This window comes from Pseudomonas sp. P1_F7, from assembly GCF_056405655.1.
The window spans coordinates 102,738-117,708 of record NZ_JBFUBR010000018.1; the positions used below are offsets into that span (position 1 = coordinate 102,738).

The window sequence follows — 14,971 nt, forward strand, 5'->3', positions numbered from 1 at the left end:
CAATAAACGAACCGTGAGGACCGTTCATTAGGGCGAGCCTGTTTTTGTCGCGGGCAAGCCCTGGAGCTGCGGCACCACCTCCCGACCCAGCGCCGCCACCACGGCGTCCAGGCACTCATCCTGCTGCAGGATATCGAAGTGGCCGGCCGTTACCGTTTGCACCTTGCGCAGCCGTGGTTGCTGACGCTCCAGGGTCGCGCGTTCGGCCGTCGGGTTGCCATCGGCCCACCAGCAATGCAGTTCGGCTTGCGCAATCGGCAGGGTTTCGACCTGGCGCGACAGCGCCTTCAAGCGCGTGCTGACCATGAACGTCTGGGCCAACTCATCGGCACCGATCAATGCGTAACCGCTGGCCTGATCGCTTTCGCTGTCGATCACCGCGCGAATGATCCGCGCCACGGCGTCGTGCCCCCCTGCCGACTCGGTACCCAACACCCGGGCAATCACCTCGCCATCCATGCCCAAGGTTGCACCGAGGAACTCGGCCAGATCCGTGCGCCACTCATCCGGGCTGGCAACGGCATTGGCCTGGGTCGGCACAAAGCTGTCCACCAGACCGACGAATGCCACACGCTGGCCCTGTCGTTCGAACAGGTCACTCACCAGCAACGCCAACGCCCCGCCCAGCGACCAGCCCAGCACGTGGTACGGCCCTTGGGGTTGCCGGGCGCGGATCGCCTCGACGTAGTCGGCGGCCATCTGCGCAAGCGAGGTGTCGTGCCACTGCCGGTCGAGCAGCATCCGGCATTGCACGCCGTACACCGTGCGCTCGCCCTCCAGGCACCGGGCCAATGGCTCGTAATCGAACACTGTGCCAAAACCGGCGTGCAGGCAGAACAGCGGCGGCTGATCGCCTACCACCTGGTTGAGTAGCAACAGCGGTTGCGGACTCTGTCGCAGCGGCTGTTCATCGACACCGGACAACCCGGCAATCGTCGGCTTGGCCATCATGTCCCGCAGCTTGAGCTGGAAGCCTGGCTCATTCAGGGCACGGACTTTCGAGATCACCTTGAGGGTGCGCAGCGAATCACCGCCCAATTCGAAGAAGTTGTCGGTAATGCCGACCTTCTCGATGCCCAGCACCTGCTGCCAGATGTCCGCCAACGCCCATTCCAGCGGCGTGCGCGGCGCCACGTAGTCGCGACCGGTGAAGGCCGGGTCCGGCAAGGCCTTGCGGTCGAGCTTGCCGTTGGGGGTCAGCGGGAAGCGCGGCAGCACCACGACCTGGGTCGGCACCATGTAGTCGGGCAGGCTTTCGCGCAATGCCGCCTGGCAACGCGGGCCGAAGCCATCGTCTTCAACCGCCACCACATAACCGATCAATTGCGGCCCCTGCCCGCTGTCACGCACCACCACCAGCGCATCGTTGACCCCGACCTGCTCGCGCAAGCGCGCTTCGATTTCGCCCAGTTCGATGCGGAAGCCGCGCACCTTGACCTGATGATCGATACGCCCGACGTAATCGAACACGCCATCTTCGCGACGGCGCACCAGGTCGCCGGTGCGGTACAAGCGCCCGCCCTCGGCGCTGAACGGGTCGGCGACGAAGCGCTCGGCAGACTGCCACGGATGGCGATGGTAGCCCCGCGCGACACCCCGTCCGCCGATGTACAACTCGCCGACCATGCCCACCGGCAACGGGTTGAGGTCCATGTCCAGCACGTGCAGGCTGCGGGCGCCGACGCGTTGGCCAATCGGCGCATACATCGCCTGGCAGTGGCCGTCGGCGGCGATTTTCCACAGCAGCGGCGTGACCACGGTTTCCGTCGGGCCGTAGCCGTTCACCAAATATTGCGGCTTGAGTGTGTGCTTGACCCGTTCGAAGGTGGCGTCCGGCACCGCATCGCCGCCGAAGCAATAGATGCGCACCGGCGGCGGATCGCCGCCCTGCAACTCGGCGTGCTCGGCCAGTTGCAGCAGGTACGCCGGCGGGAAGCAGGCGACGCTGATGCGCTGGCGGTGCAACACTGCCAGGGTCTGCTCGGCGGTCCACAAGGTGTTGTCGCGGATCACCAGGGTCGAGCCGCTGATCAGCGCGGTGATCCAGCGCTCATGGGCGCCATCGAAGGCGAACGACATGAAATGCAGTTCGCGATTGCCCGGGTCCATCTCGTACAGCTCGGCGATGGCTTGCACGTGCATGCTCAGCGGCCCGTGGGCGACGGCGACGCTTTTCGGCTTGCCGGTGGAGCCCGAGGTGTAGATCAGGTAGGCCAGTTGCTCGGTGTGCACCGCGCGTTGCGGCGCCGGCACCTCGACGTCGAGGTTCAAGCGATCCACCGCGACCATCGCCGTGCCCGGATTGAGTTGCGCGCTATCGCGCAGTCGCTCCTGGGTCAGCAACAGGCGCATGTCGCTGTCGGCCATCATGTAGCGCAGGCGTTCCTGCGGGTATTGCGGGTCCAGCGGCACGTAGGCGGCCCCGCACTTCATCACCGCCAGCAGCGACACCAGCAGCTCCAGCGAGCGCTCCATGAACACGCCGATCACGTCTTCGGCCTGCACGCCTTGTTCCAGCAGATGTATTGCCAGGGCATCGGAGCGTCGGTCCAGTTCGGCGTAGCTCAAGTGCTCGGCGTCACAATCGGCATGACTGAGCACCAGCGCCGTGTGCTCCGGTTGCAGTCGTGCACGCTGACGGATCAGTTCATGCACCGGCGTCTCGTCCCCCTCGGCCACCACCGGCAGCTCGCCGTCCAGCGCCCGGCCTTCGTCCAGGGTCAGCAGGCCCAGCTCACCGACGGCGCGCCCGGCGTCGTCGCACAGGCGCTGCATCAGGCTTTCCATGTGGCCACGCAAAACTTCGACGGTCGTCAGATCGAACTGATCGCGCTGATGCATGTACTCGATGCGCAGCCCTTCATCGAGGCTGACCATCAGGTCCATGGCGAAGCTGGTCAGGCCGAAATCGGAGACGTCTTCAAAGCGCAGGGAATCACCGTTCCACTCGCGCAGGGTGCGGTCCACCGGCTGGTTTTCGAACACGATGATGCTGTCGAACAACGACTGCCCGCCCTGCCCGGCCCAGCGCTGGATATCGCTGAGCGGGGTTTGCTGGAAGTCGCGGATGTCGAGGTTATAAGCCTGAATCTCCCGCAGCCAGTCGCCGACGCTGGTTTCGGTCGGCACCGTGTTGACCACCGGCAAGGTGTTGATGAACAGCCCGAGCATGTTCTCCGAGCCATTGAGGGTTTCCGGGCGCCCGGACACCGTGGCGCCGAAGGTCACCGTGCGCTGGCCGGTGTAGCGCTGCAACAGCAGCAACCACGCGGCTTGCACCAGGGTGTTGAGGGTCACTTGCTGTTGCTGGGCAAAGGCCTGCAAACCCGCGGTTTTCCCGGCGCTCAGGTGCGTGTAGATCGCGTGATAACCGGCTTGCGGCGCCTTGACCGGCAAGGCGCGGGCCAGGTGCGTGGCGCCTTCCAGATTGCTCAGTTTGCCTTTCCAGAAGGCCTCGCTGGCCTCGGCGACTTGCTGGCCAAGCCAGTCGATGTAGTCGCGATACGCCGCTACCGGCTCATGCTCCTCACCGCTGTAATGGCGCAGCACTTCACCGATCAGGCGCGACACGCTCCAGCCATCCATGAGGATGTGGTGGTAGGTCCAGATCAGGCGATAGCGGTCGTCTTCCAGACGTACCAGCAACAGGCGCAACAAGGGTGCGCGGTTCAACGAGAAGCCGCGTTCGCGTTCCTCGGCAGCCAACTGGCGCACACGCGCGGGCTGATCGCCCACCCCGCGCCAGTCCAGTTCGGTGAGCAGTGACGGCGCGTCACGCAGCACCACTTGCAGCGGCTCCTTGTCGCCTTCCCAGAGGAATGCGGTGCGCAGAATCCCGTGACGTTGGGCGGCATCGGCCCAGGCCTCGCGGAAACGCGCGCCATCAACCCCGCGCACGCCCACTTCGATCTGGTTGACGTACAGCCCCGAGTCGCCGTCCTGCACCGAGTGGAACAGCATGCCCTGCTGCATCGGTGACAGCGGATAGACGTCCTCGACTTCATCCGCTGTCAGTTCCAGCGCCTGATATTGCGCGTCACTCAGTTCGATTTTTGCTGCCGGTACAACCACAGTCGGTACGGTTTGATCCGCCATGAGCGGTTGAGCGACCGAGGCCAGTTCGGCGATGGTCGGATGGCTGAACACGTCCTTGGGGGAGATGCTCAACCCGGCCTTGCGCGCGCGGCTGACGGCCTGGATCGAGACGATGGAATCGCCGCCCAGTTCGAAGAAGTTGTCGAAAACGCCCACCTGCGGCACTTCGAACAACGCCTGCCACACCGATTGCAGCTTGGCCTCCACGGCATCGCGCGGCGCCACGTACTCGCGCACTTGCAGGTCCGGCTGCGGCAGCGCCCGGCGGTCGAGCTTGCCGTTGGGCGTCACCGGCAACTGGTCGAGCAGCAGCACGTGGCTCGGCTGCATATGCTCGGGCAGCGCGTTGCGCAGGTGTTGCTTGAGGGGATCGAGGGCGGCATCACCCACGACGTAAGCCACCAGTTGTTTGGATTTGCCAATATCGACGGCGATCACCACCGCTTCGCGCACCGACGGATGCTCCAGCAGGCAGGCTTCGATCTCACCCAGCTCGATGCGCAAGCCACGGATCTTCACTTGATGGTCGATGCGCCCGACGTATTCGATCACGCCGTCCTCGCGATAACGCGCCAGGTCGCCGGTGCGGTACAGGCGCTCGCCCTGCTCACCGAACGGGCTGGCGACAAAGCGCTCGGCGGTCAGGTCCGGACGGTTGTGATAACCACGGGCCAGGCCGATGCCGCCCAGGTACAGCTCACCCACGCAACCTTGCACTTGCGGTTGCAGACTGTCGTCGAGGATGTAGGTCACCAGGTTGGCAATCGGATAACCGATCGGCACGCTGAAGCCGCCGTCGTCGACACAGGTCCAGTGGGTCACGTCGATGGCCGCTTCGGTCGGGCCGTACAGGTTGTACAGGTCAACGTTGGGCAGCACGCGGAACAGGCTGTGCTGCAAGTCCGCCGACAAGGCTTCGCCGCTGCACAGGATCTGCCGCAGGCTGGCGCAACGCTCGAAGCCTTCGCCCTGGACGAACGCCTGCAACATCGACGGTACGAAATGCAGGGTGCTGACCCGGTACTGCTCGATCAGGCTGACCAGTTGCGCCGGATCGCGATGGGCACCCGGTTCGGCCACGGCCAGGCGTGCGCCGGTCATCAGCGGCCAGAAGAACTCCCAGACCGACACGTCGAAACTGAATGGGGTTTTCTGCAAGACGGTGTCGCGCCCGTCCAGCGGGTACGCGCCCTGCATCCACGCCAGGCGGTTGTACAAGGCATCGTGACGGTTGGCCGCGCCCTTGGGTTTGCCCGTGGAGCCGGAGGTGTAGATCATGTAGGCCAGCGATTGAAGCTCGACCACACAGGGCAGGTTTTCGTCGCTCAGGCCGTCCAGCAAACCGGCCATGTCATCGAGACAAATCGCCGTGGTGGCGGGCGGAATCGGCAACTGCTCAAGCAAATGACGCTGGGTCAGCAGCAAGTGCACGCCACTGTCGTCGAACATATGCTCCAGACGTTCGCGCGGGTAGTCCGGGTCCAGCGGCACGTAGGCGCCGCCGGCCTTCATGATCGCCAGCAGGCCGATCACCAGTTCCAGCGAACGCTCGGCGGCAATGCCCACCAACACTTCGTCACCGACGCCCTGGCTACGCAGGTAGTGCGCCAGTCGGTTGGCCTGTTGGTTGAGTTCGCGATAGCTGAGAGTCTGGCCGGCAAACACCAGGGCCGGGGCCTGCGGGGTTTGCAGTACCTGGGCTTCGAAGCACTGGTAGACCGGGCACACATCCGGCCAGGCCTGCGCGGTGCGGTTGAAGCCTTCGACCTGCTGCGCCGTTTGTGTGGCATCGAGCAAGCTCAAGCGCCCCAATGGCTGTTGCTGCGCACGGACCATGGCATCGAGCAACGCCAGCAGACGTGTACTAATGCCTTCGATGGCCTCGGCGCTGAACAGCGCCGTGTCGTAGTTGAAACGCAAGTCCAGGCATTCGCCCAGCTCGGCGGCGATGGCCAAGGGGAAGCTGGTCTGGTCGTGGTGACTGATGCCGGAGAATTTCAACGCACTGCTGTTGCCCTCCTCCAGCGCTTGCGCCACCGGGTAGTTTTCGAACACCAGCAGCGTGTCGAAAAGCGCCTCGCCGGAGTGACCGGCCCAGCGCTGCACGTCCGCCAGCGGTGTGTATTCGACGTCGCGCAACTTGAGGTTGAGCGCCTGGACCTCATCGATCCATTGGCTGACCGTGCGCCCGGGGTGAGGCGTGGCGATCACCGGCAAGGTGTTGATGAACAGACCGATCTGCTGCTCGATCCCCTGCAACTCACTCGGACGCCCCGACACCGTGGCGCCGAACGCCACCGTTTGCTGCCCGGTGTAGCGTTGCAACAGCAACAGCCACGCCGCTTGCAGCAGGGTGTTGGGCGTGACGCGGGCCTGACGGGCGAACCCGCTCAGGCGCTCGGTGGCGGCGCGGTCCAGGCTCAGGTGCAGGGTGCGATGAGCATCGCCCTGCCCTGCGACTGGCCCCGGCAAGGCGCCGGCCAGACGCGTCGGCTCGGTGAACGACTGCAATTGCCCCAACCAGAATGCTTCACACCCGGCGCGATCACGGCTGCCCAGCCAGGTCATGTAATCGCGATAACGACCGACGCTTGGCGCGGGCATGATTCCGCAATACCGCTGCAGCACTTCGCCGAACAACTGCGAAGTGCTCCAGCCGTCCAGCAGGATGTGGTGGTTGGTGAAGATCAGGTGATGGCTGTCATCGGCGGTCTGCACCAGAGTCAGGCGCAGCAAGGGTGCCGCCGTCAAGTCGAAACCGCGCTGGCGATCTTCATCCGCCAATTGATCCAGGGCGTGGGACAGGCCCGTTTGATCGCGCCAGTCGAGCACGGTCAGCGGCAGCGTGGCATCGGCCAGGATCACTTGCAGCGGCCGCGAGCCGTTGCTTTCGCTGAAGAACGCCGCGCGCAGCACTTCATGGCGCCGCAGCGTCTGCTGCCAGGCATCGCGGAACGCCTCGACGTCGAGCCCCTGCACATCCGCGCGCATCTGCGGCACGTAGGCCCCGGCATCCGGGGCGAACAGGCTGTGGAACAACATGCCTTGCTGCATCGGCGACAGCGGCAGGATGTCTTCGATCCGGCTGGCCGCCAGCGGCAAGGCATCCAGTTGCGCCTGATCGACATGCACCAGCGGCACGTCGCTCGGGGTCAACCCGCCGGCACCGTTCAGACAATGTTCGATCAGCTGTTGCAGTTCCAAGGCATAGGCATCGGCCAGACGCTGCACCGTCTGCGGCATGAACACTTCACCGCTGAAGGTCCAGCTCAGGCGCAGTTGCCCGGCATACACCTGACCGCTGATGCTCAGGCCCCGGTCCAGTTCGGCCGATGCGCCCTGCTCGGCACCATCGCTTTCCCGGGCCGGGCGCCACGGCGCCTGCTCGTCGAAGCTGGCGTCGAACTGGCCCATGTAATTGAAGGTGACCTGCGGCGTCGGCAGACCTTCAAGGCCGGCGTCGGCCAGATAACGCAGGATGCCGAAGCCGATGCCTTTGTCGGGCACGGCGCGCAGTTGTTCCTTGACCGCTTTGATGCTGCCGGCCAGATCAGTGGCCGGGGTGAGTTTCACCGGGAAAATCGAGGTGAACCAGCCCAGGGTGCGGGTCAGGTCGATGTCGTCGAACAGGTCTTCACGGCCGTGGCCTTCCAGTTTCACCAGGGTCGACGTTTGACCGGTCCATTGGCCCAGCACCCGCGCCAGCGCCGTCAGCAACAGATCGTTGACCTGAGTGCGGTACGCCGCCGGAGCGTCTTGCAGCAGTTGCCGGGTCAAGGTGTTGTCGAGCAGCGTTTCCACGCTCACGGCATGCTGGCTGGCCAGGCTGCCTTGGGGGTTGTCGGCGGGCAGTTGCACCTGAACGTCGCGGTACTGGTCTTGCCAGTAACCGGCCTGGCTAGCCAATTCAGCACTTTGCGCATGGGATTGCAGGCGAGCGGCCCAGGCCTGATAGGCGCTGGTTTTCGCTGGCAGGCGCAAGGGTTGAGCTTGCTGCGCTTGTTGATACGCGGTTTGCAAATCTTCCAGCAGCAATCGCCAGGACACGCCGTCCACCGCCAGGTGATGCACCACCAGCAACAGGCGCTGACCCGCCGCGCCCATGTCCACCAGCAACGCGCGCAACAGCGGGCCGTCCTGCAGATTCAGGCTGGCTTGCGCGGCGTTGCACAGTTCCAGCAGTTCATCGGCGTTTGCCGCCTGACGCTGCCACAGCACATCGGCGCTGCTCCACTGTTCGGCTTGCGCCTGCTGCCACGCGCCGCCCACCTGACGCCAGCGCAAACGCAGGGCATCGTGATGTTCCAGCAACGCTGCCAGTGCTTGTTGCAGGCAATCGCTGTGCAGTGGCTCGCGCAGTTCCAGCAACACCGACTGGTTCCAGTGATGACGGGCTTCAACGGGCTGTTCGAAGAACCAGTGCTGGATCGGCGTCAGCTGCACCTCGCCACGCACCGGCCCCTGATCGATGACCAGCCCGGCGCTACGTACCGCGACCTTCGCCAGGCTCTGCACGGTCTGGTGCTGGAACAGGTCCCGCGGGGTGATGCGAATACCGGCCTGACGAGCGCGGCTGACGACTTGAATCGAGATGATCGAGTCGCCGCCCAGTTCGAAGAAGTTATCGTCGATGCCTACGCGCTCGAGCTTGAGCACGTCTTGCCAGATCGCCGCCAACTCGATTTGCAGCTCATCCATCGGTGCCGTGTACGCCTGCTGCGCCAGTGCCGCATCGGGCTTGGGCAGCGCACCACGATCCAGTTTGCCGTTGCCTGTCAGCGGCCAATGATCGAGTTTGATCAGGTGCGCCGGCACCATGTAATCCGGCAAACCGGCCTGCAAATGTTCGCGCAGGGACTGGCGCAAATCGCTGTCGTCACCGGACGCGGTGAACCACGCGACCAGTTGCGGGCTGCCATTGACCTCGGGTGCCAGCACCAGCGCCTGCTCGATGGCCGGATGGCTTTGCAGGCGATCCTGGATTTCCCCCAGTTCGATGCGGAAACCGCGAATCTTCACTTGATGGTCGATACGCCCGGCGTACTCGATGCTGCCATCGGCGCAATACCGCGCCAGATCGCCGGTGCGGTACAGGCGCGCGCCCGACTCGGCGGCGAACAGGTCCGGCACAAACCGCGTGGCGGTCAGATCGGCACGCTGGTGGTAGCCGCGAGCAAGGCCGGCACCGCCGACGTACAGCTCACCGACGCAGCCCTTGGCCACCGGGTTCAGGCGCGGGTCGAGCACGTACCAGCGCAGATCGCCGATCGGCTCGCCCAGCGGCGAGTTGTTGGCGCCGTCGAGGTCGGCGCGGGACAGTGGTCGATAGGTCACGTGCACGGTGGTTTCGGTGATGCCGTACATGTTGATCAACAACGGTTGCCGGTCATCGAAGGCGTCATACCACGGACGCAGGCTGGCCACGTCCAGCGCCTCGCCGCCGAACACCACGCAGCGCAGGGCCATGTCTGGCGCATCGGCGCAGGCGAACGGCATCAACTGGCGGAAGGCCGAGGGCGTCTGGTTGAGCACGGTGACGCGCTCGTCACGGAGCAAGCGGGCGAAATCCTCCGGGGAGCGGCTGACCGCGTGGGGCACCACCACCAGCTTGCCGCCGTAGAACAACGCGCCAAAGATTTCCCACACGGAAAAGTCGAAGGCATAGGAGTGGAACAGGCTCCAGACATCGTCGGCGTTGAAACCGAACCAATGTTCGGTGGCACTGAACAGCCGTGTCAGGTTGCTGTGGGGCAGCAGCGTGCCTTTCGGTTTTCCGGTGGATCCGGAGGTGTAGATGACGTAGGCCAGGTTTTCTGGAGCGGTAAGGTTCGGCAGGTTGTCGGCACTGGCCTCGGACAGCCAGTCGCTGCCGTGATCGAGGCAGATCACTTCAATGCCTTGGTTCAACGGCAGGCGCGGCAACAGTGCGGAATCGGTCAGCAACAGGCGCGTGCCGCTGTCGGCGAGCATGTAGGCCAGGCGATCCTGCGGGTATTGCGGGTCCAGCGGCACGTAGGCGCCACCGGCCTTGAGGATCGCCAGCAGGCTGACAATCATCTCCAGCGAACGCTCCAGGGCGATACCCACCAACACGTCCGGGCCGACGCCGCGCTCGCGCAGGCGATGGGCGATGCGGTTGGCGCGGCGGTTCAGTTCGGCGTAAGTGAGGGTGACGCCTTCGCAGGTCACGGCGATGTTGCTCGGGTGCGCGGCGGCCTGGGCTTCGATCAGTTGATGGGCGCACAACTGGTTCGGTTGATCGCTGTTCAACCCGGCAGTGCGATTCCAGTCGAGCAAGGTGGCCTGCTGCTCGGCGGCATCGAGCATGCACAGGTCCGCCAGGGCAACCGTGCTGTCAGTGCAAATCGCCTGCAACAGGTTCAGCCAGTGCCGGCCGAGACGCTCGATGGTCGAGGCGTCGAACAGTTCGGTGGCGTAGACGAACGACGCATGGATACCCTCGTCGCCCTCGACGGTGTCGAGCATCAAATCGAACTTGGTGGTTTTCTCATCCCAGATCAGCGGTTCGACGCTCAGCCCCGGCAGGTCCCAGCGTTGCGGGCCGCCACTGTCGCGCTGGTGGTTGAACATCACCTGAAACAGCGGGGTATGGCTCAGGCTGCGTTCCACGCCCAGACCATCGACCAGTTGCTCGAAGGGCAAATCCTGATGGGCTTGCGCGCCGAGTGCCGCGGCTTTTATCTCGGCCAACAATTGCCCAAACGTCTGGTCGGCCCGTGGCTGGCTGCGCAGCACCTGAGTGTTGACGAAAAAGCCCATCAGGTTTTCCACGTCCTGGCGGGTGCGGTTGGCAATCGGCACGCCAACGCGGATGTCCCGTTCGCCGTTGTAGCGATGCAACAACGTCTGCAATGCAGCCATCAGCAGCATGAACAGGGTGCAACCTTCGCGGCGGGCAAGGTCGCGCAGTCGAGCGGTCAACGCAGTGGAGATGTCCAGCTCGACGCTGGCCCCCTGCTGGCTCGGGATCGCCGGGCGACGACGGTCGGTCGGCAGGTTCAGTGGCGGATGTTCGCGGCCCAACTGCTCGCTCCAGTAATCAAGCTGGCGCTCAGCCTCGCCGGCCTCCAGCCACAGGCGCTGCCAGCGGGCAAAGTCGGCGTACTGGATGCCCAGTTCCGGCAACTGCGCAACCTGCCCGGCACTGAACTGCGCATAGAGCCGGGTGAACTCCTGCAACAGGATCGGCAGCGAGCCGCCGTCGGTGACGATATGGTGGAAGGTCAGCACCAGCACATGTTGCTGCGCATCGAGGCGGATCAAGCGGCAGCGCATCAATGGGCCGTGCTGCAGGTCGAACGGCTGCTCGGCGTTCAGGGCGATCTGCCGTTGCAACTCGACCTCGTCGCCAGCGCTGACTTCGACCAGCGGCGCATCCATCCGTGGGTGAATCTTTTGCAGTACTTGCTGATCGTCGAAGAGGAAGGTGGTGCGCAGCACTTCGTGACGTTGCACCAGCGCGCTCAGGGTCTGTGCCAGCGCCTCAGGGTTGAGCTCGCCGCTCAGGCGGAAGGCACCGGTCAGGTTGTAGGCCGTGGCCTGGGGCTGCATCTGCCAGAGGAACCACAAGCGCTGTTGCGCGTAGGACGCCGGCAACGTGTCGACGCCGCGGTCCCGTGGCGGGATCGGCAGCCGTTCCAGGGTCAGCCCCTGGGCGTGCATCTTTTGTTGCAACGCACGCCGGGCGTCCGCGCTCAAGCCGCAGAAACGCTGGGCCAGGGTCATCATTCTGTCCGGTGCAGCACTCATCGCGCGTGTTCCTCATCCACTTCGTCGAACAACGCTTCAAGGGCGTCTACATCGTTTTCTTTATGTTCACTGTGCTCACGGAACTGCTCGATCTGCGCCGCCAACCGTTCCAGGGTGTCACCGTCGAAAAACAGCTTGAGCGGGATCGCCAGGTTCAGTTCTTCCTGAATCCGCGCACGAATGCGCGTGGCCAGCAGCGAGTGCCCGCCGAGCTCGAAGAAGTTGTCGTGCACGCCGACGCGTTCAACGTGCAGCGCTTCGGCCCAGATCGCCGCCAGGGTTTTCTCCAAGTCGTTGCGCGGCGCGACAAAGACGCTGCGGCGCACATCGAGATCGAGCAAGGCCTGGCGATTGAGTTTGCCGTTGGGCATCAGCGGGAAACGCTCCAGCACCTGCAAGCGCGCCGGTTGCAGGTGCTCGGGCAGCGCTTCGGCCAGATGGCTGCGCAATTCGTTGAGGCGGATGTCGGCGGTGTCGGCCGGGGACACCACGAAGCCCAGCAGTTGCGGGCCGGTCGGGGTTTCCCGGGCAATCACGGCGGCGTCTTCGATGCCCGGCGCGTTGCGCATGGCCGACTCGATTTCACCCAGCTCAATGCGGAAGCCGCGGATTTTCACTTGGTGATCGACCCGGCCCAGATACTCCAGCAAGCCATCGGCGCGATAGCGCGCCAGGTCGCCGGTACGGTACAGGCGCTGGCCCGCCGCCTTCGCGAACAGGTCGGGGACAAAGCGCTCGGCCGTCAGCGTGGCCCGTTGCAGATAACCCCGGGCAATGCCGGCCCCGCCGACATACAACTCGCCTTCGACGCCCACGGCCACCGGTTGCAGGTCCGGACTGAGCACGTGGAGGCGCATGCCGGCAATCGGCTGGCCGATCGGCACGCTTTCATCCTCTTGACCGAGGGGCAGCTCCCAGGCCGAACACCATACGGTGCCTTCGGTCGGGCCGTATTCGTTGACCAGCGTCACCCTCGGCAATGCCTCGCGATGTCGCTGCACCAGTGCGTTGCCGCAGGCTTCGCCGGCGACGATCACACAGGCCAGCGCCTGGCGGTCGAGGTGTTCGAGAATCTGTGCGTGGTAGGACGGCAGGGTCAGGTAGTGGGAAATCTCTTCCTGCTGGATCAACGCCGCCAGTCGGGCCGGATCCTTGTAGCTGTCTTCGTCCGGCAGGCACAGGGTCGCGCCCTGCCCCAGCGCCCAGAAAACCCCGGCCACCGAGCTGTCGAAAGAGAACGACGAGAGCATCAGGAATGCCCGCAGCGGCTGGCGGTAGAAAGCATTACGCGCCAGGGTCGAGGCCACGGCGTTGGCATGGCTGATCATCACGCCCTTGGGTTTGCCGGTGGAACCGGAGGTGTAGATGACGTAGGCCAGATTGGCGCTGTCGCCCTGTGGCTCAGGCCGGGTTGGTGCAGCGGACCAGACTTCGGCCCCCGGCATCAGGGAAAGCGTCCGCTCACTGCGTAATGCATCCGGCAGCCCTTGGCAGGCCAGCACATGGCGCGCGCCGGTATCGGCGAGCATGAACGCCAGACGCTCGATCGGGTAGTTCGGGTCCAGTGTCAAGTACGCAGCGCCGGCCTTGAGCGTGCCCAACAGGGCGATGACCATTTCCAGGGAGCGTTGGCCGTAGACCGCCACGATCTGGTCCGGCGCCACGCCTTGGACACGCAGGGTGTTGGCCACCTGGTTGGAGCGCGCATCCAGCTCGGCATAAGTCAGGCGCTGACCGTTGACGCTCACGGCGATGCGTTGCGGATGCAGGCGCGCTTGTTCGCTGAACAGTTCTTGCAGGAAGCGACACGGCAATGCCTGTTCGGAGGCGTTCGGGTTGAAGCCTTCGATCAGGCGAGTCCGTTGCGCAGCGTTCAGCAGATCAGCCTGACCCAGGGTCAGTTCGGGCGATGCCAGCAATTGGCGGCTGAACTCGACAAACTGCTCCAGCCATTCAACCAGCATCGATTCGGGCAGCGCACCGTCAAGACACGACAACTGCAACTGATCGCCCTGCACACGCAGGCGCAGGACTTCGGGGTTGCCGTCGTCCACCTCGATAGCGCTTTCAAGGGCGGCCTGATAGACGAAGCCATAACGCAGCGGCGCGGTGCCTTCGGCGCTCAGTTCAAATTCATTGAGGCAATCGAGCCACGACAGCGACTGTTCGACGCTGGCCGCAAACGCCGTCAGCGCTTGCGCCAGGGTCTGCTGGCTACGGTGCTCGAAAGCCAGCGGCAAACGCCGGGCGAAGCGTCCGAGGGTGGCGATGGTTTGCTCGTTGCGCCCCTCCACCTGCCAGCCCATCAGCAGCTTTTCCTGATGGCCGATGCGCGCAACGAATGCGGTCCACAGCAATAGCGCCAATTGCTCTGCCCCTACGCCCGTTTCGGCAGCGACCCGCTGCACGCCAGCCAGCCATGGGGCGTCAATCAACGTTGCCTGATGACGAGTCGGCGTGACCTCAACGGCTCTTTCGAACGGCAAGCGATGGGTCACGGCGAACTGCTGTTGCAGGTTGCGCCAGAACGCCGCGCCCTGGTGGCCGATGTCTTCTTCGCGCAGTTCTTCCTGCCATGCGCTGTAGTCCAGGTATTGCAGCGCATCCTCGTCGTCACCCAGGGTTTCACCGCGCAACAGGCTGCCAAGTTCACTCGCCAGTACCCGCAGCGATGCCTCGTCGAAGCTGCATGCCGGGGCCAGCAGAGTGATGAACGGCTGCCCTGCTCCACCTTCAACTTGCGCCACCACCAGCGCCTGATTCGAATCTTCAACCATGACTTCACGGCTGCGGCTCAAGGCCTCGGTCACCGAAGGCTGGTTGCCCAGCAGTGTGAGCGGCAAGCCATCGCACAGGCTTTGCACCGGCCACTTCATGCCCGGCAGGCGGCGGTACAGCGTGCGCAGGATTTCATGGCGCTGACCGAGGGTTTCCAGTGCCCTGCGCAACGCCTGGGCGTCCACTGGCCTGGTGACCGGCAGCGTCAAGGTGGCGAACAGCAGCCGTGCGCCCAGCTCCTGGGCACGCAAATAAAAGGCCTGCTGGGCCGAAGTCTGGAATACGTCTACCGAAGGTTCGAGGGCGGTGGTGTTCATGTCGGGTGTCC

General features: G+C 64.5%; 2 protein-coding genes. Both read right to left on the bottom strand.

Features of this window, described 5'->3' with window-relative positions:
• Nucleotides 1-27: 27 nt before the first annotated feature.
• Nucleotides 28-11,865 carry an amino acid adenylation domain-containing protein gene (locus tag AC1D1M_RS25420; protein WP_477777748.1) on the bottom strand — a complete coding sequence of 3,946 codons (11,838 nt, stop codon included), beginning with the start codon at nt 11,863-11,865 and terminating at the stop codon, nt 28-30.
• Complete coding sequence (locus tag AC1D1M_RS25425; protein ID WP_477777749.1) at nt 11,862-14,960, bottom strand: non-ribosomal peptide synthetase; 3,099 nt, start codon at nt 14,958-14,960, stop codon at nt 11,862-11,864. The genes AC1D1M_RS25420 and AC1D1M_RS25425 overlap by 4 nt, the downstream gene beginning before the upstream one ends.
• Between the last annotated feature and the right edge of the window lie 11 nt (nt 14,961-14,971).

Excerpts from the sequence above, each read along its gene's own strand:
- AC1D1M_RS25420 (WP_477777748.1), bottom strand. The coding sequence starts at position 11,865 with ATGAGTGCTGCACCGGACAGAATGATGACCCTGGCCCAGCGTTTCTGC.
- AC1D1M_RS25425 (WP_477777749.1), bottom strand. The coding sequence starts at position 14,960 with ATGAACACCACCGCCCTCGAACCTTCGGTAGACGTATTCCAGACTTCG.